Below are 22186 nucleotides of genomic sequence, written 5' to 3'. Positions count from 1 at the left end.
CCCCCCCAATATCGGCGTGTTACCGACTACCGGACTTCCGCGTAAACGGCACACCCGATAGCGCAGTCTTGTTGTCGTGTTGTTATTATTCAGTTCGACTGCGCACAGTACCACCGGACGCGCGCAAAGGCGCCAATTTAACGCAATCCGTGCAGATAGAAAAAGGCCCGACGCGCGCCATAGCGTTGCGGCCGGGCCATAGACAGGCGAGTCAATCAGGGGTGGGGATCAATTCTCAGACGGCAACACTTCTACCGGGCCGAGCCCTAAGGCTTCTATCTCGTCCTGTATTTTGCTCAGATCCCCCACCACCACCCAGGTAAACTGATCCGGCGACAGATACTCTCTGGCGGATGCCTCGACCTGCTCTTTGTCCAGTGCGCTGACCCGCTCGGGATACTTCGCGATGTACTCCGCAGACATGCCCTTCTCACGCTGCCAGCTGATACTGGAGAGCAGCTGCCCTTTGGTCTGAAAGCGCGCACTCTGTTTCAGGACTTCATCGTCCTGGTAATCCTTCAACTCACCGTCCGTAATGGGGTTGTCACCCAGATAGGCGCGGTACTCCTTGAGCAATTCACGCATGGCGGGTGCGGTCTTATCCGTCTGCACTGGCGCGAAGACAATATACGGACGCTGGGCTTCGGTATCCATCGCCACCGCGCGGGCGCCGTATGACCAGTGCTTGTCTTCGCGCAGGTTCATGTTGACGCGAGAGGTAAATTTACCGGCGATTGCCGATGCCATGGCTTCAAATGCCTCTGCACCGTCCGGCTGCCACGGCGGCAGTACCAGTCCGGCCATGATATAACTCTGCTGGGCGCCCGGGCGATCTAGCAGGAAAATGCGGGCCTCTTCCGGACGCTCCACTACCGGCAGGTCCAGCTCGGGGATTTCACTCTTCGGAGCTACCCACCCCCCCAAGGTACTGTTGAGCAGGGGTTCCAGTTCTTTGCGGGTGACATCCCCAACCACAGTCAACTGCGCATTGTCCGGGCGCAGCCAGGTCTGATGGAATTGCACCAGATCATCGCGGGTGATGGATTTGATCGCCTCCGGGGTACCGGAACCTGTAAGCGGCGCTCCGTAGGGATGATTTTCACCGAACAGCAACGGCGGCAGCTTGCGCATTGCCAACCCCTGGGGCTGCGCCTCTTCTTGGGCAATGGAGTCCAGCCAGTTGGATTTCACCCGTGTCAGATCCTCTTCGGGGAATACCGGACTGGTGATCACATCGCGAAACAACTCCAGTGAAGGCTGTAGCTGGCTTTTGAGTGCAGACAGGCTGAGGGAATTGAAGTCGAGCCCGCTACCGGCACCGATACTCGCCCCAAGCTCTTCCTGCCGGGCGCTGAAAGCAAGACTGTCGAGGTTCCCGGCCCCCTCACTCAACATCCGTGCAACGACCGATGCCAACCCGGGCTGGTCCCCGTCGGCAGAGGCGCCACTGCGATACTGCAGATTCATCAATACCACCGGCGTATCGTGGCGCTCGGCCAGCACTACCTCGAGGCCATTATCCAGCGTAAATGTCTGCTGCTCCGGCAACTCCAGGGTGACCGTTTTATCCACCGCCGGCAGCTTGCTACGATCCACATCGCTACCCGTTACCGCGTAGCTGTCTTCGGGCTTGATGATGAGAGTGAAGCTTTCCGGTTTGAGCCACTTCTGCGCCGCATTCTGCACGTCACTGGCAGAAACTTTGGCGTAGTTCTCCAGCCCCGCAATCAGCGCCCCCGGGTCGCCATAGTAAAACTCGGAGCGGGCGAGGATATCGGTCTTACCGCCAAATCCCCCCACTTTCTCCAGACCTTTTACCAGGCTGGCAAATTCACTTTGCTTGATCCGTCGCAGCTCTTCCCCATCCACACCAGTACTGGCGAATTCAGCCAGCTCCGCATCCAGCAGCTTCTCGACTTTTTCTACCGATTGCCCGGGCTTTACATCGACCATCACGATCAACTGGCCCGCCAGCTGGCGGCCGTAGTAATAGGCGCTGACGCTGGTGGCCACCTGCTCGTCACGCACCAGTCGACGGTACAACAGAGAGTTTTTGCGATTCGCCAGCAGCGACGTCATCAGGTCCAGTGCATCCTCGTCTTTACTACCAATCGCAGGTACATTCCAGACTTTGTAAATACGCGTTTGTGGCACCTGATCGGTCATCACCTTGCGTTTATTAACCTGAGTGGGTAGCTCCCAGTTTTCAATGCGCGCGGGCACAGAGGTGCTTGGAATATCCCCGAAGTATTCCCGCGCCTTTTCCATGGCTTCTTTGACAGAAATATCACCCGCAATCACCAGAATGGCATTAGCGGGCTGGTAGTAGTCGCTGAACCACTGTTTCACGTCTTCAAGACTCGCCTGGTCCAGGTCTTCCATCGAGCCGATAGTGGTCCAGGAATACGGGTGATCTGAGGGGAAAGTACTGGTGGCAATGACATCAAACGCCGTGCCATAAGGCGCATTTTCGCCCTGGCGCTTCTCGTTTTTCACCACGCCGCGCTGCTCGTCCAGCTTGTCCTGGCTGATGGCCCCCTTGAAGTGCCCCATACGGTCCGACTCCATCCACAATGCCATATCCAGGGCACCAACAGGCACCGTCTCGAAATAATTCGTGCGGTCATTGCTGGTGGTGCCATTCATGTTGGTGGCACCGGAGCGCTGGAACGGCTCAAAATACTCGCCGGGATAGTTTTCCGAACCGTTGAACATCAGGTGTTCAAAAAGGTGGGCAAAGCCCGTCTTGCCGCGGGTCTCATCTTTGGACCCGACTTTATACCAGATATTGATGGCGACAATGGGTGACTTGCGGTCCTCATGCACGATCACCGTCAGACCGTTCTTTAAAACCTCTTTATGAAATGGAATATCGATTTCAGGGGGTTTTACGTAGGCCGCATTTCCACGAGCCGCAGTCTTGCTGCTTGCCGCAGCTTCTTTGTCCGCCGACAAAGCAGCTTTGGGATGCGAATCCACTTCCGCTTCCCGCGTCCGCTCACATCCGATCAGCAACGCTGACAATACGCAAGAAGTCGCAACAATGACGCGGGAAAGCTTACCCATTCCCATACTGAAGTATCCCGTTGTAATTACCGAAGGAGGTCTAATGTGTAGGGATAGTGTAGGCAAAAAAGCGGGCGCCGTAGCGCCCGAAGACTTCTCACAGAGAATAGAGAACTGGCGGGAAAATCAGGTAAAAATCGTGTGATGCAGCCTGGAGATCAGGCCGCCGCAGAGTCGGACTTTTTAAGCGCATCCTCATGACCAAAACGCTCTTCCGCAATCCGATCGGCAACATGCGCAGTGGTTTCGCCGCTGTCATCTGCGCGCTGGAAAACTTCTTCCATAGTGGTGCCAATGGTTTCAATATGGGCTTGCACCTGCGCGGGGTCGTAGTCACCCTGCTGTCCCAGTTGCTGGTAGTAAACGTCAATGATGCCACCGGCATTGATGACATAGTCCGGGGCGTAAAGAATCCCCTTGTCTTTCAATAGCTGGGCATGGTGGGCTTCTGCGAGCTGATTGTTGGCAGCACCGGCAATCGCACCGACTTTCAATCGAGCGATGGTGTCGTCATTTAGAATCGCACCCAGAGCACACGGGGCGAACAGATCGACGTCCAGATCAAAAATTTCTTCCGCGCTCACTGCGGTGGCACCCAGCTCATTGACGGCGCGGTCGACGTTGTCCTGGAAGATATCGGTAACAAACAGTTCAGCGCCGGAATCTTTCAACAGCTTGGCCAGACGGAATCCGACATTGCCCACGCCCTGAATGGAAACCTTCAGGCCGCTCAGGTCGGTACGGCCCCAACGGTGGGCCACCGCTGCCTTAAGGCCGACAAATACGCCGTAGGCCGTGGAGGGAGACGGGTCGCCACCGTGCTCCTGTCCGGAAGTCACCCCGGAAACGAATTCACTGCGCTCGGCTATGATCTGCATGTCCGCGACACTGGTGCCGGAGTCTTCCGCTGTAATGTAGCGGCCACCGAGAGAGTTCAGAAAGTCTCCCATGGCGTGCAGCAATTCGGGGGTCTTCTGTTTGCGAGGATCGCCAATAATGACGGATTTACCGCCACCCAACTTGAGTCCGGCCATCGCGGACTTGTAGGTCATACCGCGGGACAGACGCAGCACGTCGTTCAGTGCTTCTCCATCATCTGCATAGGGCCACATACGACAGCCGCCGAGGGACGGTCCCAGATTGGTGTTGTGTACTGCGATAATGGCCTTCAGACCGCTTTTGGCGTCGTGATAAAAGGCAACTTCTTCATGATTATCGTAGGCAGGATGGGAAAATACACTCATAACAATCCTCTCCAGAGGCCGGTTTTACGGCAGCAATCAGCTCGGCCAATTGTGTCAGCGTCGCCCGCAGACCGTGTTTTATTCTAGGGTCTAAAGCATATATGTACTGTGCCCATACGGGCATTGCATTTTTTGCTGAAACAAACCCCAATGCGATAAATTTATCACAATAGATGCAAATATATGAGACAAGCATCATCAGAACAACGTAAAAGGCCCACCAGTCACCTCATCGCTGTGCCACAGCCGTCCACCGGGCACACCGCCACTGGTCTGACCTACTCCATCTGGTAGAATCCGCGCCCAAACAGACCCACAGAGAACCGCCCAATGCTCAATGCCGATGCTCTCAAGCAGCTGACACAACTGAAAACCGACATCCGCTCCACCAAGGAGTATGCTGAAGGACGGGTACGCGGCAGCAGCGGCAAGTTTGGGTTTGTGGTGCTAGATGACGGTCGCGAAGCGTTCCTGCCACCGGCTGAAATGGATCGCGTGTTCCCCGGCGACCGGGTGCGGGTGAGCCTGAATGACGAAGACAAAGGAAAGCTCTCCGCAGAACTGGACAGCTTGATCGACAGCGAGCTGAAGTATCTGGTCGGCCAGTACGTTCAGCGCGGACAGGGCCATTTCATCCAACCCAGCCAACCGGGTCTGTCCCGCTGGATATTTCTGCCGCCCAAGGCGCGCGGTAAAGCCCAGCCCGGTGAGTTCATCGCCTGTAGTGTCACACGCCATCCCTTTAAAGACGGTCGATCCCAGGCGAAGGTAGAACGCGTTATCGGCAAACCGGAAATGCCCGGTATCGAGCACGCTTTTGTGGTGGCCCAGTACCAGCTCCCGGACCAGTTCAGTAAAGAAGCGCTGGCACAGGCAGAAGATATTCCCGCACAACTGGAAACACTCTGCGCTGAGCGCAAAGATATGTCCGACCTGGGCTTTGTCACCATCGACGCCGAAACCACCAAAGATATGGACGATGCCCTGGCGGTCACCGAATCCGACAGCGGCTGGACCCTGCACATTGCCGTTGCCGATCCCGCCAGCCTGATTGAACCTGGCAGCGCTCTGGACAAAGACGCACGCCAGCGCGCCAATAGTGTCTACCTGACCGGCGAAACCCTGCCTATGCTGCCCGCCAGCCTGTGTGAAAACAGCTTCTCCCTGCTGGCGAATGAACTGCGCCCGGCCCTGGTGATGCATATTGAGGTGGGTAAAGACGGAACGCTGAATGGCTTTGAATACGAATTTGCCGCTGTCCGTTCCCAGCACAAGCTGAGCTATGCCCAGGTTGCCCGGTTTATCGACGGTGACGAATCCGCTGTGCCGGTGGAGCAGCACGCCAGCCTGCGCCACCTGGATGCATTGAGCAAAGCCCGCGCCGAGTACCGCGCAGGCCACTCTCTGGTGATGGAAGATCGCCCGGACTACGCGCTGATTCTGAACGCCCAGCGCAAAATCGAGCGCATCGAAAAGCAGGAGCGCACCACCGCCCAGCGCATGGTGGAAGAAGCCATGCTCGCGACCAATATCTGCGCCGGCAAGAAGCTGGCGGAACTCGGTGCAGGGTGCTTCTCCATCCATCTCGGTTTCCGCGACGAACGCATGGCGGAGGTCCGCGCGCTACTGAAAGAAACCCTGCCGGAGTTTACCGAGCTGGACCTGCTGGATCTGGATAATTACCTCAAACTGGTAAAACACCTGGAATCCCACTCTGAGCCGGCCATGCAGAATGTACTCGCAGTACTCAAGCGCATGCTCCGCCCCGGCGAGCTGAGCCACACGGCTGCTGCGCACCTGGGACTCGGCCTTACCCATTACGCCACGGTCACCTCGCCGATCCGCAAATTCAACGATTTGCACAACCACCGTGTTCTGCGTGCCGCCCTTGAAGGTGAAGGCGCAAACCTCCCATCACTCGACGCCAGCAGTAGCGAATCCCTGCAACAGCGGGTCGCCACCGGCCGCCAGGCGGATCGCGCACTGCAACAATGGCTGTACTGCCAGTTTCTGGAAAACAGAATTGGCGAGACCCATACCGGAAAAATCACCCTGGTAAATGGTGCCGGCATCGGTGTGCGCCTGGAAGAGTACGGCGTCAACGGTTTTGTGCGCTTCAATAGCAAAAAGCAGCCGTTTGAATTTGATGGCAAGCACCTGCGTATCACCCGCGGTGAGGAGTCCTTCCAGCTGGAACAGGACGTTCAGGTGAAAATCAGTGCGGTCGATACCGACAAGCGCCGTATCGCCTTTGAACTGGTCACTGAAGCCACACCCGCGGCGTAATTCCCGGAGAGGTTCCCCGCCCCTCTGATGCCCCCGGGACTATATCTCTATGCTGCCGCGGCGCCAAAAGCGCCGCGGCAATCAGAGACCATCATCAATGGTCCACCAAAGTATCAAGCAAGAATCAAGGAAAACCCATGTCCACGATCGCTGAACTGAACCCCGTCCCGCTGTGGAAACACTTCGCTAAACTGTGCGAGATCCCCCGTCCCTCCAAACACGAAGACAAGGTGGTGGCATACATCGTGGATTTCGCCAAGCAGCGCGGTCTGGACGTCAAACTGGATCAGATCGGCAATATCATCATCAAAAAGCCCGCCACCCCGGGGATGGAAAACCGTAAGATCCTGGCGATGCAGAGCCACGTGGATATGGTGCCACAGAAAAATGCCGACACCGAACACGACTTCCTCACTGACGCCATCAAGCCGTATGTCGACGGCGAATGGGTTACCGCGGAAGGCACCACCCTCGGTGCGGACAACGGCATCGGCGTAGCGGCTATCCTCGCCCTGCTGGAGTCCGAAGATATTCCCCACCCGCCGCTGGAAGCACTGCTCACCATCGACGAAGAAGCGGGCATGACCGGTGCCAAACACCTGCAGCCGGGACACTTCGAGGCGGAACTGCTGCTGAACCTGGATACCGAGGATGAGGGCGAACTCTACGTGGGTTGTGCCGGCGGCGTCGACATCAATGTCACCCTGCCCTACCGCGCGCAGCCGGTACCGGTAGGCCACAAAGCGTTCAAGTTGAACGTACGCGGGTTGCGCGGCGGTCACTCCGGTCTCGATATCGATAAAGGCCGCGGCAACGCCAACAAGATAGCCAACCGCATCATCGACACTGCCCTTGGGGAAATCACCGAACTGCATATCGCCGAACTTGACGGCGGCAGCCTGCGCAATGCCATTCCCCGGGAATCTTTCAGCGTTGTAACCGTGCCGGCAGAGAAGGCCGCACGCCTGTCGGAAATTGCCCTGCAGGAAATCGCACTGATCAAGGCCGAGCTCGACAATGAAGCGAAGCTGGATATCACACTGGAAGCCACAAAAGCGCCGGAAACCGTGCTCGACAGTGATACGCAGCAGAAACTCGTCCGCGCTCTCCGCTGCTGCCCCAACGGCGTGGAGCGTATGAGCACTTCACTGGAAGGTATTGCGGAGACCTCCAACAACCTGGCTCGCGTCGTCACTGAAGAAGGCGCTCAAGAAGGTGACGGCGGCGACCATCGCGTACGTATCCAGTGCCTGGTGCGCAGCCTGTCCGACAGTGCCCGCGACCAGCACGGTCTGAACGTCGCCGCCGCCTTCCAGCTGGCCGGTGCAAATGTCTCCCTGGATAACGCCTACCCCGGCTGGACACCCAACATCCAGTCTCCGCTGCTGGCGTTGATGAAAGACGTCTATAAGGATATGGAAGGCAAAGAGCCGGAAGTGAAAGTCATCCACGCGGGCCTCGAATGCGGACTGCTGGCCAAACCTTACCCACACTGGGATATGATCTCCTTCGGCCCCACCATCCGCCGCGCGCACTCTCCGGAAGAGCGGGTACATATTGAGAGCGTGGGCAATTTCTGGGCGTACTTCCTGAAAGTGGTGGCAGCCATTCCGCAAAAAAGCTGACCATTGCTGCACGACGCCAGGATGATTGATTTACCCGGCGTCGTCCCCTTCTGTTTGTACTGCCTTGGCCGGCTACCTTTCTCAGTTCCCAACTCCGGTTTTGACTTATGGCGGCGCAATTCAGTAACTTGTTATTCTTGTGACTGGATCGCCCCCAATAACAAACCGCCTTCTAATAACAACAGGAATTGACTCTTGCCACGTATTTCAAAACCACGCTCCCTATTCACCACATTACTCGCCACTCTACCCCTTACGGCATGCGGCACCTTCACCACCCTGACCAATTCTGATCAGGAAGTAGCAGCCAACCTGAAACGTCAGAAGACGCATTGTCAGTCACTGCCCCGGGTGTATAGCGGGGTTTCTTACAACGCGTGTAAACTGAACTCCACGCAAGACTCCATGGTGTTCGGTTGGGTGCTGGGCTTTTACGTGTTCGATAGTGTCGCTTCCGCCGCTACCGATACAATCGCCCTGCCCTTCACCCTCTACCGCCAAAATAGACACGGCAATCTGCAGATCGATCAACAATGACACCCGCCATCAACACCGCCAGGAAGGCCAAGGTCCCATACACAGTACATGAGTATGTGCACGATGCGGCCAGTGAATCCTACGGGCTGGAAGCGGCGGAGAAACTATCCGTCGCCCCCGAGCGTGTATTCAAGACGCTGGTGGTAAAACTGGATGGACGCGAGCTGGGTGTGGCGGTACTGCCGGTTTCCGCCATGCTCAGCATGAAGCAGATCGCCAGAGCCGCCGGGGCCAAAAAAGCCATTATGGCGGATAAAACAGAAGTGGAGCGCACCACCGGATATGTTCTGGGTGGCGTCAGCCCGCTGGGCCAGAAAAAGCGCCTGAAGACTTTTATCGATCAGACTGCTACAGGGTTCACGAGCATTTATATCAGCGCCGGTCGCCGCGGTCTGGAGATTGAACTTCCACCAGAGCAACTGGCTGAGCTGACCGGAGCGACATTCACTGCGCTAGTGGTCCATGCGGGAAATTCGGTAACTAAAGCACACAGCCACAGGCTCCAGGGTGGCGTTGAAAAAGCGCAGGACTAGCAGCGTTAATTCTAGCTTTTTCAGCGCCGCCCTGGAGTTTGTGGCGAAGTGATCGGTTACAGAATTTTCCGCATGGACCACTAGCCCAGTAGCTTGCCGCCCTCTTTATCTCGCTTTCCCTGATCTTTTCTCACTCCCTCTCAACAACAAGGTAGCAATATGACAGAACACCAGTGGCTACTGTTTGACCTGGACGGCACTATCAGCGACCCCGCCCAGGGGTTCGTCAACTCCATGAACTACGCCCTCGCCGCCCACGATCTTCCGGAGCGCCCGGCAGAAGCCCTTACCCCACATATCGGCCCACCACTGGAGCACACCCTGTCGCACCTCTGTGGCAGCGAGGATCCGATTCTGGTGCAGGCCCTGGTGGACAAATACCGCGAGCGCTATGCGGAAGTCGGCTACGCGGAGAATGCGCTCTACGCAGGCATTCCGGAGTTGCTGGCACAACTCGGCCAGAACAACGACATCAAGCTCGCGGTCTGCACCTCCAAACGGGCGGATTTTGCCGAGCGGATCCTGGATATGTTCGGCCTGCTGGGTCACTTTCAATTCGTCAGCGGTGGCGATGTCGGCATTGCCAAATGGCAGCAACTGGAAACGCTGCTGGCAACCCGCACCATCGATAGCAATGCACTGATGATCGGCGACCGCCACTTTGACCTCACGGCCGCACATAAAAACGGGCTGCCCAGTGCCGGCGTGTTGTGGGGGTACGGCAGCCGCGAGGAGCTTGCGCAACACAGCCCCCGGCACCTGTTCAGCGAACCCGCCGACCTGCTGCAGCTGTGCGATTGAACCCCCGTTGAACCTCTGGCCCCGGCCGCGCAGAACCCGCATAATGCCCGGCCGCTTGACCCTACCAATAACCCGAACCTGACGGCCTGCTGTATGTGGTTTAAAAACCTGCGAGTCTATCGACTCACCCGCGAATTCTCCCTCTCCGCCGAACAGCTACACGAACTGCTGGAGCCCGCCACATTTACGCCCTGTGGCAGCCAGGACTCGGCCCGCTGTGGCTGGGTGCCGCCACTGGGCAAACACGGAACCCAGCTGGTACACCACACCGACGGCTACCTGATGGTCTGCGCCAAGAAGCAGGAGAAGGTGATTCCCGCGGCGGTGGTGAACGAGAAAGTCGAGGAAATGGCCCAGGCCATCGCCGATAAAGAGGCCCGCAATGTGGGCCGCAAGGAGCGGCAGAACCTGAAGGACGACGTGCTGCTGGAAATGCGCCCCAAGGCCTTCGCCCGCTCTCGCCTGCAATTCGCCTATATCGCCCCCAAAGATGGCTGGGTGGTGATCAATGCGTCCTCCGCCAAGGCGGCAGAGGAACTGCTGGAAAATCTGCGCGAAGCCATCAGCAGCCTCTCAGTCGTACCGCTGTCCGCAAAGAACATTCCGCAACAGTCCATGACCCACTGGCTCACGGCCCCGGAAGCACCGACGCATTTCGAGTTTGGCCACGAGTGTGAACTGCGCGATCCACAGGAATCCGGCAGCGTGATCCGCTGCAAAAACCAGGACCTGTGTGCGGAAGAGATTCACAACCACCTGGTGGCGGGAATGCAAGTCCACAAGCTGGGACTGACCTGGCGCGACGGGGTGGAGCTGATGGTCGACGACCAGCTGGCGATCAAACGATTGAAATTCAGCGACGCCGTTACTGAAAAGGCGGACAACGTCGATGCCGACAATGCCGCTCAGCGTTTCGATATCGAGTTCTCCGTCATGGCGCTGGAAATTTCAGCCCTGCTGAAAGATCTGCTGAACGCCTTCGGCGGCCTCAATACCGATACCGCCAGCGTCGAAGAGATCGTCGCTGGCGCCACCAGAGAAGATCAGGCCGCAGCGAGTGAAGCAGAGGAAGTCGTATTCTGACCCGGCGGTTTCCAGACTACTGACTCACAGCGCGTCGAAACTAACCTGTACCACGCCCCGAGATCCGGGATATACAGGTTATGAATAGGCGACTAGAGATGAGAGTCTGGAAAACTGCCTCCGCCATTGCGGCGGTCTTGCTTGCCGGATGTGCCGGCTCCCCCACCAACTCCACGGACCCGCTCGCGGCGTCCTGGAGCCAGTATCAGACCTTTGGCTTTGCCGAAGGCCGCCCCCCAAGCCGTGGACAGACCATTGCCCAGCAGGAAGTTGCCCAGCAACTAATGGCCCGCGGCCTCACCTTCAGCAACACCCCCGATGTCCTGGTGGATGTGAATGTGTTTGCCACGCCCGGCCCCCAGGTACGTGATCGCCGCGGCATACATGCAGACGTCAAGAGTTCAACCGCGGGCCACCTGACCATCGACCTGATGGACGCGAAACAGAAAAGCACCCTGTGGCGAGGTCAGGCACTTCAACCGGTCACCCGGCAAGGACTGAACAATCCCCAGCGTGCGCTGGACCGCGCCGTAAATGATGCTTTTCGCAGCTTTCCAGTGAAAGCGCGATAAGCGTGACCATTGCCTGCAATGAAAAAATGGCCGTAACAGCGGCCATTTTTCTGGGCAAATCAAAATGCTTACAAAGGACGTTACATCCGCCTCATCGGCCGACCGGGCTTGCTCCACTCCACGTGATACTTCTGCTGCTCCGGTTTATCCACCCGGGAAAAGGTATGCGCACCGAAGAAATCCCGCTGCGCCTGCAACAGATTCGCCGGCAATGACTCGCGGCGGAACGCATCGTAGTAGCTGAGTGCGGAAGACAACGCGGGCACCGGGATACCGCCGATGGTGGCATCCGCCACCGCACGGCGCCAGTTGCCCTGGTGCTTGGCGATCTGCTCGATAAAGAAGTCATCCAGCAACAGGTTGGAGAGCTTGGTGTCACGCTCATAGGCATCGCTGATGGACTGCAGGAATACCGCGCGGATGATACAGCCGGCGCGCCAGATGCGGGCGATCTCGGCAAAGTTCAATTCCCACCCCTGCTCGCGGGCAGCAAGCTTCATCAGATCGAAGCCCTGCGCATACACACAGATTTTGGCGCAATAGAGGGCATCGTGCAGCTGCGCAATGGCTTCTTCACGCTTTGCTGCAGGTACCGGAGTGACTTCCGGGCCCGCCAACTTTCTCGCGGCGCGGGTGCGCAGCACCTTGCGGGTAGACAGTGAACGGGCGAATACAGCTTCCGCAATGCTCGGCGCAGGACAACCCACCTGCAGTGCGCCCACGGCAGTCCAGAGCCCCGTCCCTTTCTGGCCAGCGCGGTCCAGGATCACATCCACCAGGGGCTCACCGGTCTCGGAATCCCGGGTATCCAGCACTTCCGCACTGATGTCGATCAGGTAACTGTTGAGTACGCCCTTGTTCCATTCGCGGAACACTTTGGCGATTTCCTGTGGGGTCATTTCCAGCGCGCTGCGCATGACATCGTAGGCCTCGCAGATCATCTGCATGTCGGCGTATTCAATGCCGTTGTGCACCATCTTCACGAAATGCCCGGAGCCGATCGGGCCGATATAGGCCGCGCAGGGTTCTCCCTCTTTCACCGGGTTACCGGGCTCGAAGCGCTCGATGGGCTGGCCGGTGGCAGCATCCACCTTGGCGGCAATCGCATGCCAGACAGGTTCAATCCGCGCCCAGGCATAGGGGTCGCCACTGGGCATCAGGGAAGGTCCGAAACGCGCGCCCACTTCACCGCCAGAAACCGCGGTGGTGAAGAAAATCAGTTTACCGTCGTAGCGCTTGCAGCGATCTACCGAGTCGGTCCACAGGCTGTTGCCGGTATCGATGACAATATCGTCCGCCTGCAATCCGGCATCCAACAGCTTGTTGCAGACATCATCTACCGGCCCACCGGCGGGCACAGACAGAATGATCAGATGCGGCGCTTTTACGCGCGCCAGCAGCTCGGTATAGGAATTGCAGATTTCGACCCGCGGCGGCTGGTCACCACGTTCCTGCGCATCCTGTGCGAGCAGTGCTTCGAGTCGGCTGTGGTCCAGGTCAAATGCACAGACCCGATAGCCGTTGTCTACCAGATTGAGGATCAGGTTCTTACCCATAACCCCCGCGCCGATAAAACCGATATCGCAGCGAGTGTCTGATTCTGCCATGGAAGTCTCCGGTACAAGCGGCCAATCGGCCTGGGGAAAAGGTCGCGGAGTATAACAATTGCGCTCAGGATCGGGGAGACAATCTAAAGAATGCCACTGTGTATGTCTTAGCGTGTAGGATAATATTCACCAAATCTGCCCCTCTTTAGTGGAAAAACTGGCCACACGAATGATGTATCGAACGCGCACTGACTTTTCCGCGCCGTGGTGTAGGCAACTGCGCTGGCTAACGGCAATTTCTACCGCCCTGTTGCTTGGTATGCCAATGGTGATGCTGGCACGGGCACCGGACCCGATGCCCACCAGTTACCTGATCGGGATCTGGCTGCCACCGGCCATTTTTGCCCTTAGTGTGCTGTTTGCGATTCGCGGCTATCGGCTTGAGGGGCACACACTGAAAATCCTGCGTATCGGCTGGTCGACTTCGATTCCCCTCAATGGGGTGCAGGCCGTGCACGCGGATGAACGGGCGATGGCGCAATCCTCGCGGGTGTTTGGCAATGGCGGTCTGTTCGGTTACATCGGCTTGTTCAGAAACGCTCGTCTGGGACGCTATCGTGCGTTTGCCACCGACCCGGATAATGCCGCGGTTCTGGAATACGCCGAGCGCAAGATTGTGGTCACCCCGGACAATCCACAGCGCTTTGTGCAAACAGTGCAGTCGGCGATTGATTTACCGGGGCATTGAAACCGCCCGGCGGACCATGTTTGAGCCGTCTTCAGCCCCAACCGGGTGCATGGCTTGGAGATAATTTACACCTGCATCACGCCCCACCCGATAGCCCTGCTCGAGCAAGCCGGGCTCCCGCGTGAACCGCTTGACCGGGAAATCGGGCGGCGGCGCAATGACGGATACCCGGCAATCTTCCGGCGGTGATTCGATAAAGTCCAGGGCCTGGTTATAGCGCTCTCCCCGTGTCAGTACCGCCTCAAACAACCGCGCGTGATCGTGGAAGAACTCCTTGATCAAACGGGGCGCCCTGCCCTGATGTTTTCTGTAGCCTTTGGGGCGCGAAAGTATCACGGTGATATCGCGCGCGCCCTGCTCATAGGCCTGAATGACCGGGATAGAATCCCCCAGGCCGCCATCGGTCATGGGCTCACCGTCAACCTGTGGAAAATCGCGATAGAACAGCGGAATGGCACAGGAGGCGGGAAACACCTGATGCATATTGTCTGCCGTGACTTTCAGGTAGTGTGGCCGCCCGGTTTCGGTGCTGGTGGTTACCGCGTATAAGGGAACGCCGTTATTCAGGTAACGCGCGGTATCCAGTGGGACCTCGTCAAATGATGCATGCCACAACCACCCCACGTCACAAAAGTGCCCGCCTTTGAGATAGCGGCGCCAGTTGATGAAATCCTCTCGACGCGCATGGTCCATCAGGATCCGGCGGCTACGTCCCGGATTCCCCGCCAGGTATCCGATCAAATTTGTAGACCCGGCGGACACACCGATCGCAAAATCAAACGGCTGGTAAGCGGCATCCAGGAAACTATCCAGAACACCCGCGGCAAAAATGCCACGCATCGCGCCACCTTCAACCACAAGAGCCGATTTCACGGATTCAGACACCTGGGACAACCTCTCGTTATTCCGAACTGGGTTTGTAACAACACCGCGCTTGCAGTGTGCGATTATCACATTCGGCGGTGATGGCCGCCGCGTCTCGTTCGATCACTGAAAGTAGCCAAAGTGACCAGATCCCGCCAATTATTTTCCGTTATGGTATCGATTGTTTTGCGGCAAGAGAGGGCATAAGGCAACGCCATAGGACAACGCCGTAAGACAACGTCACACTGCACGTAGAATCTGCCGCCAGACAGGCGCAAGCGCCGCTCGCCCATCAATGTCCGGCTGGTCTGAACCGGTTGAAAAATAGTAAGCTTTGCGATTCTCAGACATTATGTTGACAGGATCAGGTCAGACTGCCATGCGCGTGATTTGCTCAACTTCCCCTACCGCAAAAATACTGGTGCTTCTCGCATCCCTTTTCAGTCTGCCGGCGGCAGCCTCTGAATGCGTTATTCTGCTCCACGGTCTGGCAAAATCCGACGCGTCGATGGCCAAACTGGAGGCCGCCGTATCGGAGGCTGGCTACACCACGGTAAACGTACATTACCCTTCCACCGAACGCCGCATCGAACAGCTTGCCGGCCCCGCCATCGCACCCGCGGTAGATGACTGCAAAAAACGTACCCCGGAGCTGCAAAAGCTGCACTTTGTCACCCATTCCATGGGTGGCATTCTGGTGCGCCAGTATCTGAGTAAGGTGGAACTGCCGAATCTTGGCCGCGTGGTCATGCTCGGTCCACCCAACCACGGTAGTGAGGTGGTGGACCGCCTGGGTAACTTCCCCGGCTTCAAGATGATGTTTGGTGAGGCCGGATTACAGCTCGGTACCGGCAAGATGAGCGTCCCCAATCAACTGGGTGCAGCCCACTTTGATCTTGGCATTATCGCCGGCACCCGCAGTATCAACCTGATTCTGTCACAATTCCTCCCGGCCGCAGATGATGGAAAAGTCACTGTGGAGAGCACCAAGCTGGAAGGTATGCAGGATCATCTGGAAATGCCGGTGACCCATGTCTTCATGATGAAAAATGCCAAAGTAATCTCTCAGGTTCTGAATTACCTGGAACACGGGACGTTTCTGCGCCCCGAGTCGGAACAGAGCTGAACTTCACGCTTCCGGTTTCAGGCCTCTCTCATCCAGCGCTCTCTGAGTACAGTCCCACCTGATTACCAGGCTTTAGGTGTGCCTCCCCTCGGTTGCGCGAATTTCAACTAGACTCGAAGAGGAATCGGGGAAAGCGTCAATTCCCCTGGCAATACTCGAGGACAGTTCGCCGATGCAGAGCCTGTGGAAATTCATTCCCATCCCGCTTCTCGTCGCCATTACCGTCATCGCCGGCCCCCAGAACGAGCGGCGCAGTGAGCGCGTACGCCTCGCCGAAGCGCCCTCCGGTGCTGGAGCCGCCCGGATGTATGACGCCATCAACGGCTACCAGACGGTGGAATATCTGGTTGATGGCAAAACCGGCCAATCCATGCAGGTGCGGATTGCCAGCACCAACAGTCACAACCTCTTTCGCATCAATGCCCCCGCGGCGCCCCGGGCGATGTTTACCAGCCGGCCCGGTGGGCCAGGGTTCAGCGCCACCCTGCCCCGCGACGGCACCTATCGCGTGGTGGTTTTTCTGCTGCGCAACGCGGCAAGCGAGGGTGAAGCTGCCCGGTTCTCTCTCGACATCCGCGTTTCAGATCCAGGCTAAATGCCCGTCATGCTGGTTCCGACATCACTCCCCCGGCAGGCGGAGAAACCTCCGCAGATCGACGCGGATTATGACGCTGCCATCCAGCAGGTCGATAGCTGGGTGGATGGCACCATTCACCTGCTACCGAATATCCTGGTCGCGCTGGTGCTCCTGATAATCTTTGTCCTGCTGGGAACCTTGTGCCGGTTTCTGGTATTGCGCCAGCTCACCCGGCGGGAACGTAGCAACCTCGGAGAGGTATTGGGCGGACTGTTCAAATGGGGACTGATCCTGATCGGTTTCCTGCTTTCCGCCACTATTGTGATGCCAAGCCTGAAACCCGGCGACCTGGTAGCAGGCCTGGGGGTTGGCTCGGTTGCCATCGGCTTCGCCTTCAAAGACATTCTGCAAAACTGGCTCGCGGGACTGCTGATTCTGGTACGACAACCCTTCGAAATCGGCGATCAGATTCGTGTCAATGACTTTGAGGGCACGGTCTCCAGAATCGAAACCCGGGCTACACTGCTCGATACCTACGATGGGCAGCGGGTCGTCATCCCCAACAGCGAGATTTACACCACAGCGGTTACCGTAAAGACGGCGCATGCCCATCGCCGCAGCGATTTCGAAGTCGGCATTGGCTACGGGGATAACCTCGATGAGGCCTGTGAGGTCATTCTGAAGGCCGTGCGGGAGGTAGAGGGAGTATTACCGGAACCGGCCCCGGAGGCCCTGCCCTGGAGCCTGGATGCCAGCTGGGTCACCATCCAAGTCCGCTGGTGGAGCAGCAGTGTGCAGTCTGATGTCACCCATACCCGACCCAAAGTGATTCGAGCCATCAAGATTGCGCTGGATACCGCCGGCATCGATATGCCTTTCGAGACCCAGGTGCACCTGTTTCACGATCAAACCGACGATGACGATGGGCGCCCGGGCCAGGCACGCGAAGGCTGGCCGGTGACGAAAAAGAAAGCAGAGCCGGAATAACCCAATCTCCGCCTGCCCACGAACGTAGCGATTTCGAGGCGCAGACGTTTCCGCGAAGGTACCGCTGCCGGGGACAGCTTTGTGAGACCTTCAAAAACAGGGATGTTTTTGCAGAGCCCCCAGGGATGGGTTCACGGCGTGTCTCACAAAGCTGTCCCCGGTAGCGGTACCGCCACTGATGTGCTAATGGGGCACGCTTTTAGAAAAAACATTGAGCACCACCACACCGGCAATAATCAATCCCATACCGACAATGGCCGCCGGATCCGGAATCTCTCGATACACAACTGCGCCGATGATTGCCACCAGAACAATACCGAGCCCGGACCAGATCGCATACGCGACGCCCACGGGAATGGATTTCAGCACCAGAGTCAGCATATAAAACGCGATAGCGTAACCCACCACCACGATCACCGACGGCCACAGTCGGGTGAATTGCTCCGAGGCCTTCAACGCACTGGTCGCAGCGACCTCGGCAGCGATGGCCACCGCCAGATAGATATAGGCTGACTTCATGGCGGAAACTCCCAAATATCCCGGAACGACAGAGTTCGATTAGCCGATCTTGCGGATACCCACGGCAGCGCGGAGTTCTTCCAGGAATGGCGCGGAATACGCACGGGCTTTTTCCGCGCCCTTTTCCAGCTCGGCTTCAATCTCCGCGGGGTTTTCCAGCAGCTCGTTATAACGCTCGCGCGCCTCGCCGATCTGGCCATTGATCAGTTCGAACAGCTGCTTTTTAGCCTCGCCCCAGGCAATGCCCTCTTCGAATGCCTGACGCATCTCTGCCGTCTGCTCCGGGGTGGCAAAAGCCTGCCAGATCTGGAATACCGTGGAGGTATCCGGGTCTTTCGGCTCACCGGGCTCCAGCAAATTCGTTTTGATCTTGTTGATGTGCTTCTTGAGTTTCTTCTCCGGCAGGAACAGCGGAATGGTATTGCCGTAGCTCTTACTCATTTTGCGGCCATCCAGCCCCTGCAACACCGAAACCTGTTCGTCGACAATTGCCTCGGGCAACGCAAAGTGCTCGCCATAGTGGTGATTGAAGCGCTGGGCAATATCCCGGGCCATCTCAATATGCTGAATCTGGTCTTTACCCACCGGTACTTTGTTGGCATTGAACATCAGGATATCCGCGGCCATCAGCACGGGATAGCTATACAGCCCCATGGTGATACCGAAGTCGGAGTCTTCGCCATCGTCCCGGTTGGCATCCACCGCGGCCTTGTAGGCGTGGGCACGGTTCATCAGGCCCTTGGCGGTCATGCAGGTGAGCAGCCAGGTCAATTCGGGGATCTGATGAATATCGGACTGGCGATAAAACACCACATTATCCGTATTCAATCCCAACGCCAGCCAGGTGGCGGCAATCTCGCGGGTGGACTGGTGCACCATCTCGGGATCATGGCATTTGATCAGCGCGTGATAATCCGCAAGAAAGTAGAACGACTGGTTGTTTTCTTCCTGGCTGGCGGCAATCGCCGGGCGGATGGCGCCAACGTAGTTGCCGAGGTGCGGGGTGCCAGTGGTGGTGATACCGGTTAGTACGCGCTGCTTGCTCATAAATCCTTGAAATTCCCGTATTTCTGTTCACCCGTCTTTTTACTCAACAGGGATCGCTATTCAAATAGGCTCAGATCAATTATCCGGGCGAATGATACCCCTTTCCCGCATGGGATTGTACGTTCACGCACCCGCGCATTGACTGAGCCGCTGGCGGTACTGCCCGGCCAATTCCGGCCAGCCGAGACGGCTGACATCGGGGACCTGCAGCGATTCACCACGGGCTACCTGCTCTGCACAGCGCTTCATCGCCGCACTCAGATTAGCACCTGAGGTCTCCACATCATCGGAGTACTGCCAGCCGCCCTCACCAAACCACTCGGGATACGCGAGGCTATCCGGGACCAGTGGCGCGCACCCCGCAGCCACCGCTTCCAGTACCGCCAGCCCCTGAAAATCGTGGCGGGCAGTGGACAACACCCCGTGGCTCCCGGCCAGCAATTGCCGGTACGCCTGAGCACTTTCTTGATACCCCCAGGCACCCACTGCCCCCTGCGCCTCCAGTAAAGCCCGGATTCTGTCAAATTCAGCCGGCTGGCGACGAAACTGCTGCCCGACCATATGCAGGGTATAGGGAATATGGTGGCGGCCGAAATCCTGTAGCGCCGCACAAAGGATGTCCGGTCCCTTGTCGTACTCCCAACGATGATTCCATACGAACGTCGGCCGCGCCGGTTTGTGAGCGTAAGGAACAAACGTGTGAGCTTCCAGGGGTACTGGCAAAACCGAGGATTTATCCGCGATCTCCCGACAAACTCCCTCTGGCACAGCGTCAGGAAAACGTCGTAACAGGGCTTCTGCGCCGCTGAGCAACGTGCTGCGGTTGTACTCGGAATTAAACAGCAGTAAATCGCCGCACAGCGCGGTGTAGATGTTCAGCAACTGGGGTTCGATAGACGAAACCGCGTCATTGCTGCGGGGATAATCGAACTGGTTCTCGTGGAAATACACCGCGGTAGGTATCCGCGCGATTTCAGGTACCAGCCCTCGCAGGGCGGAAAGATCTGTCATGGAGGTGGCGACAATGAGATCCCAGCCCTGACGCAACGTATCCAGCGCTTCTCCCCTGCCCCAGCTCAGACTGTTACCCCGAACCCGCCAGCTGAAGTATCGCGGTGGCAAGGTGAGTACCGTCCACGCCCAGTCGGCCAGCGCAGCAACCAGCCCCTGCCGCCAGCGCTTGTGGCTGTCGGCATCGTAGGCAGAAAGCAGTAATACCTTCACGGCAGCCAGAATCGACGATCAGGACTTGTCTGCGGGCGCATCAAAGTCCCGCAGATTGGTGAGACGTGCCAGCAGGCTGGAGGTATCCCAGCGGCCACCTCCCAACGCCTGTACCTCGCTGTAAAACTGATCCACCAGTGCCGTCACCGGTAACAGGGCGCCGTTGGACTTGGCCTCCTCCAGTACGATGCCAAGATCTTTGCGCATCCAGTCTACCGCGAAACCGTGCTCGTATTCGCCCGCCATCATGGTCTGGTAGCGGTTTTCCATCTGCCAGCTCTGGGCAGCCCCCTTGGAAATCACATTCACTACCTGCTCTACATCCAGCCCTGCCGCTTTGGCAAAGTGCAGCCCTTCGGCGAGGCCCTGCACCAGACCGGCAATACAGATCTGATTGACCATTTTGCACTGCTGACCACTGCCCACGGGACCGAGCAGACTGGCTGCGCGGGCGTAACAGTCCAACACTGGCTTGGCGCGATCAAAATCCGCCTGAGCACCCCCCACCATGATGGTCAGCACACCATTTTCCGCACCCGCCTGTCCACCGGATACCGGCGCATCCAGAAATGAAAAACCGCGGGATTGCGCTTCCGCATCCAGTTCCCGGGCGACCTCGGCGGAGGCTGTGGTGTGATCCACAAACAGGCTACCAGCGGCCATTGCGGCAAACGCGCCATGTTCTCCGATGGTGACCGAGCGCAGGTCATCGTCATTACCCACACAGGCAAAAACCAGCTCAGCGCCTTCCGCCGCTTGTGCCGGCGTCTCAAAGGCGGCGCCGCGGTATTTCTCCAGCCACAATTGCGCTTTTTGCGGGGTTCGGTTGTATACCCGCACCTCGTGCCCCGCTTCAGACAGGTAACCTGCCATGGGAAAGCCCATCACGCCAAGACCAATAAATGTCACTTTCGCCATTGTCGGTACCTCTCTGTCTCGTGTTTCACAGTATTTGTTGAGTATTTTCAGGCATGTTCGACCGCCACCCGGTCACGCCATCCAGATCATCAGAAACAGCGCGCCGCCCAGAATAAACCGATATATGGCGAAGGGCGCCATTCCGATACGGCTGATAAATTGCAGAAAGAAATGGATACACAGATAGGCACTGATGCCGGAAAGCACCACACCAAGCAATATTGAACTCCAATCTACCGCGGGCGCTTCCAGAAGCTCCAGAGTCAGCAATAGTGCGCTGAGCGCGATCACCGGAATAGACATCAGAAAAGAAAAGCGCGCTGCCGCTTCCCGCTTCATCCCCAGCATCAGTCCCGCCGTCATGGTGATACCGGAACGGGAAGTACCGGGAATCAATGCAAGGGCCTGGGCAGCTCCAATCATCAGCGCTTTCTTCCAGGTCAGCTGCGCTAATCCCTCGCGGCGCGTACCGCGTACATCAGCCCACCACAACAGTGCACCGAACAGAATAGTGGTGGTAGCAATGACCGCCGAAGAACGCAGGTGTGTCTCGATGAAGCCCTTGAAGGTTAACCCCACCAGACCGGCAGGAATCGTCGCCAGCACGATCAACCAGGCAAGCCTGCCATCGTCGCTGAATTGGCCACTGCGGAAGCCGCCCAGACCATCGCAAATCAACGACCATACATCCTTGCGAAAGTACGTCACCACAGCGAGCAGTGAGCCGAAATGTACCGCAACATCAAATGCCAACCCCTGATCCGACCATCCCAGAACCTGGTGCGGCAAAATCAGGTGTGCCGAGCTGGAAATAGGCAGGAACTCGGTAATGCCCTGAATCAGGGACAGGATAATGATCTGGAAGATTTCCATTTTACTGCT

At 57.6% G+C, this 22186-nt stretch carries 20 protein-coding genes; 11 read left to right on the top strand and 9 right to left on the bottom strand.

From position 1 onward, the window contains the following. Positions 1-228 precede the first annotated feature (228 nt). Together LPW13_RS05405 and LPW13_RS05400 are read right to left on the bottom strand one after the other, a co-directional pair. A complete protein-coding gene (locus LPW13_RS05405) occupies positions 229-3066 on the bottom strand; it encodes a M16 family metallopeptidase (RefSeq protein ID WP_230438412.1) in 2838 nt (945 codons plus the stop codon). Positions 3067-3224: 158 nt separating this feature from the next. Further along, positions 3225-4310: a Glu/Leu/Phe/Val dehydrogenase dimerization domain-containing protein gene (locus tag LPW13_RS05400; protein ID WP_230438411.1), complete on the bottom strand. Its 1086-nt coding sequence runs from the start codon at positions 4308-4310 to the stop codon at positions 3225-3227. Positions 4311-4640: 330 nt separating this feature from the next. On the opposite strand from LPW13_RS05400, the gene LPW13_RS05395 reads away from it, so the two are divergent. The 7 genes from LPW13_RS05395 to LPW13_RS05365 all read left to right on the top strand — a co-directional run bounded on the left by LPW13_RS05395 (position 4641) and on the right by LPW13_RS05365 (position 11747). Then, complete coding sequence (locus LPW13_RS05395) at positions 4641-6596, top strand: VacB/RNase II family 3'-5' exoribonuclease (protein WP_230438410.1); 1956 nt, start codon at positions 4641-4643, stop codon at positions 6594-6596. A gap of 137 nt (positions 6597-6733) precedes the next feature. After that, positions 6734-8221, top strand: a complete 1488-nt coding sequence (locus tag LPW13_RS05390; protein ID WP_230438409.1) for an aminoacyl-histidine dipeptidase — start codon at positions 6734-6736, stop codon at positions 8219-8221. A 195-nt stretch (positions 8222-8416) separates the two neighbouring features. Continuing rightward, entirely contained in the window at positions 8417-8758 is a 342-nt protein-coding gene (locus tag LPW13_RS05385; RefSeq protein ID WP_230438408.1) for a YceK/YidQ family lipoprotein, read from the top strand. Continuing rightward, positions 8755-9291 carry a Cys-tRNA(Pro) deacylase gene (gene ybaK, locus LPW13_RS05380; protein WP_230438407.1) on the top strand — a complete coding sequence of 179 codons (537 nt, stop codon included), beginning with the start codon at positions 8755-8757 and terminating at the stop codon, positions 9289-9291. The genes LPW13_RS05385 and ybaK overlap by 4 nt, the downstream gene beginning before the upstream one ends. Before the next feature lie 159 nt (positions 9292-9450). Further along, a complete protein-coding gene (locus LPW13_RS05375; protein ID WP_230438406.1) occupies positions 9451-10092 on the top strand; it encodes an HAD hydrolase-like protein in 642 nt (213 codons plus the stop codon). 93 nt (positions 10093-10185) lie between these two features. Beyond that, positions 10186-11175, top strand: a complete 990-nt coding sequence (rdgC, locus tag LPW13_RS05370) for a recombination-associated protein RdgC (protein ID WP_230438405.1) — start codon at positions 10186-10188, stop codon at positions 11173-11175. A 98-nt stretch (positions 11176-11273) separates the two neighbouring features. Then, positions 11274-11747 carry a DUF4136 domain-containing protein gene (locus LPW13_RS05365; protein WP_230438404.1) on the top strand — a complete coding sequence of 158 codons (474 nt, stop codon included), beginning with the start codon at positions 11274-11276 and terminating at the stop codon, positions 11745-11747. Positions 11748-11827: 80 nt separating this feature from the next. Here the strand turns inward: LPW13_RS05365 and gndA are convergent, their stop codons facing one another. Continuing rightward, the gene (gene gndA / locus LPW13_RS05360) at positions 11828-13354 is read right to left on the bottom strand and encodes an NADP-dependent phosphogluconate dehydrogenase (RefSeq protein WP_230438403.1); all 1527 of its coding nucleotides are present in this window, start codon (positions 13352-13354) and stop codon (positions 11828-11830) included. A gap of 169 nt (positions 13355-13523) precedes the next feature. On the opposite strand from gndA, the gene LPW13_RS05355 reads away from it, so the two are divergent. Then, entirely contained in the window at positions 13524-14042 is a 519-nt protein-coding gene (locus LPW13_RS05355) for a PH domain-containing protein (protein ID WP_230438402.1), read from the top strand. On the opposite strand, the gene LPW13_RS05350 is transcribed toward LPW13_RS05355, so the two are convergent. Then, positions 14028-14915 carry a patatin-like phospholipase family protein gene (locus LPW13_RS05350; protein ID WP_230438401.1) on the bottom strand — a complete coding sequence of 296 codons (888 nt, stop codon included), beginning with the start codon at positions 14913-14915 and terminating at the stop codon, positions 14028-14030. The two genes, LPW13_RS05355 and LPW13_RS05350, sit on opposite strands and share 15 nt — an antisense overlap. Before the next feature lie 412 nt (positions 14916-15327). On the opposite strand from LPW13_RS05350, the gene LPW13_RS05345 reads away from it, so the two are divergent. From LPW13_RS05345 to LPW13_RS05335, 3 genes are all read left to right on the top strand, one after another. Next, on the top strand, positions 15328-16032 hold the full coding sequence (locus LPW13_RS05345) for an esterase/lipase family protein (protein ID WP_230438400.1): 705 nt from the start codon (positions 15328-15330) through the stop codon (positions 16030-16032). A gap of 172 nt (positions 16033-16204) precedes the next feature. Then, positions 16205-16627, top strand: a complete 423-nt coding sequence (locus LPW13_RS05340) for a hypothetical protein (protein WP_230438399.1) — start codon at positions 16205-16207, stop codon at positions 16625-16627. A gap of 9 nt (positions 16628-16636) precedes the next feature. Next, positions 16637-17596 (top strand): mechanosensitive ion channel family protein, encoded by a 960-nt coding sequence (locus LPW13_RS05335; RefSeq protein WP_230438398.1) that lies wholly within the window; start codon positions 16637-16639, stop codon positions 17594-17596. A gap of 183 nt (positions 17597-17779) precedes the next feature. Here LPW13_RS05335 and LPW13_RS05330 read toward each other — a convergent pair whose 3' ends face one another. From LPW13_RS05330 to LPW13_RS05310, 5 genes are all read right to left on the bottom strand, one after another. Next, positions 17780-18115, bottom strand: coding sequence for a DMT family transporter (locus LPW13_RS05330; protein WP_230438397.1), 336 nt, complete (start codon positions 18113-18115; stop codon positions 17780-17782). Between the two features lie 39 nt (positions 18116-18154). Continuing rightward, the gene (locus tag LPW13_RS05325; RefSeq protein ID WP_230438396.1) at positions 18155-19162 is read right to left on the bottom strand and encodes a tryptophan--tRNA ligase; all 1008 of its coding nucleotides are present in this window, start codon (positions 19160-19162) and stop codon (positions 18155-18157) included. 123 nt (positions 19163-19285) lie between these two features. Next, a complete protein-coding gene (locus tag LPW13_RS05320) occupies positions 19286-20386 on the bottom strand; it encodes a tRNA-queuosine alpha-mannosyltransferase domain-containing protein (RefSeq protein ID WP_230438395.1) in 1101 nt (366 codons plus the stop codon). Between the two features lie 18 nt (positions 20387-20404). After that, positions 20405-21304 carry an NAD(P)-dependent oxidoreductase gene (locus LPW13_RS05315; protein ID WP_230438394.1) on the bottom strand — a complete coding sequence of 300 codons (900 nt, stop codon included), beginning with the start codon at positions 21302-21304 and terminating at the stop codon, positions 20405-20407. A gap of 72 nt (positions 21305-21376) precedes the next feature. Continuing rightward, complete coding sequence (locus LPW13_RS05310; RefSeq protein WP_230438393.1) at positions 21377-22177, bottom strand: undecaprenyl-diphosphate phosphatase; 801 nt, start codon at positions 22175-22177, stop codon at positions 21377-21379. Positions 22178-22186: the final 9 nt, after the last annotated feature.

It is taken from the genome of Microbulbifer celer (genome assembly GCF_020991125.1).
GTDB classification, from domain to species: domain Bacteria; phylum Pseudomonadota; class Gammaproteobacteria; order Pseudomonadales; family Cellvibrionaceae; genus Microbulbifer; species Microbulbifer celer.
This window is presented reverse-complemented; position numbering and strand designations above follow the sequence as displayed.

Coding starts and splice junctions, on each gene's coding strand:
- LPW13_RS05395 (WP_230438410.1), top strand. CDS start 4,641: ATGCTCAATGCCGATGCTCTCAAGCAGCTGACACAACTGAAAACCGAC.
- LPW13_RS05365 (WP_230438404.1), top strand. CDS start 11,274: ATGAGAGTCTGGAAAACTGCCTCCGCCATTGCGGCGGTCTTGCTTGCC.
- LPW13_RS05355 (WP_230438402.1), top strand. CDS start 13,524: ATGATGTATCGAACGCGCACTGACTTTTCCGCGCCGTGGTGTAGGCAA.
- LPW13_RS05405 (WP_230438412.1), bottom strand. CDS start 3,066: ATGGGTAAGCTTTCCCGCGTCATTGTTGCGACTTCTTGCGTATTGTCA.
- LPW13_RS05310 (WP_230438393.1), bottom strand. CDS start 22,177: ATGGAAATCTTCCAGATCATTATCCTGTCCCTGATTCAGGGCATTACC.
- LPW13_RS05400 (WP_230438411.1), bottom strand. CDS start 4,310: ATGAGTGTATTTTCCCATCCTGCCTACGATAATCATGAAGAAGTTGCC.
- LPW13_RS05390 (WP_230438409.1), top strand. CDS start 6,734: ATGTCCACGATCGCTGAACTGAACCCCGTCCCGCTGTGGAAACACTTC.
- LPW13_RS05325 (WP_230438396.1), bottom strand. CDS start 19,162: ATGAGCAAGCAGCGCGTACTAACCGGTATCACCACCACTGGCACCCCG.
- ybaK (WP_230438407.1), top strand. CDS start 8,755: ATGACACCCGCCATCAACACCGCCAGGAAGGCCAAGGTCCCATACACA.
- LPW13_RS05340 (WP_230438399.1), top strand. CDS start 16,205: ATGCAGAGCCTGTGGAAATTCATTCCCATCCCGCTTCTCGTCGCCATT.
- gndA (WP_230438403.1), bottom strand. CDS start 13,354: ATGGCAGAATCAGACACTCGCTGCGATATCGGTTTTATCGGCGCGGGG.
- LPW13_RS05335 (WP_230438398.1), top strand. CDS start 16,637: ATGCTGGTTCCGACATCACTCCCCCGGCAGGCGGAGAAACCTCCGCAG.
- LPW13_RS05315 (WP_230438394.1), bottom strand. CDS start 21,304: ATGGCGAAAGTGACATTTATTGGTCTTGGCGTGATGGGCTTTCCCATG.
- LPW13_RS05375 (WP_230438406.1), top strand. CDS start 9,451: ATGACAGAACACCAGTGGCTACTGTTTGACCTGGACGGCACTATCAGC.
- LPW13_RS05330 (WP_230438397.1), bottom strand. CDS start 18,115: ATGAAGTCAGCCTATATCTATCTGGCGGTGGCCATCGCTGCCGAGGTC.
- rdgC (WP_230438405.1), top strand. CDS start 10,186: ATGTGGTTTAAAAACCTGCGAGTCTATCGACTCACCCGCGAATTCTCC.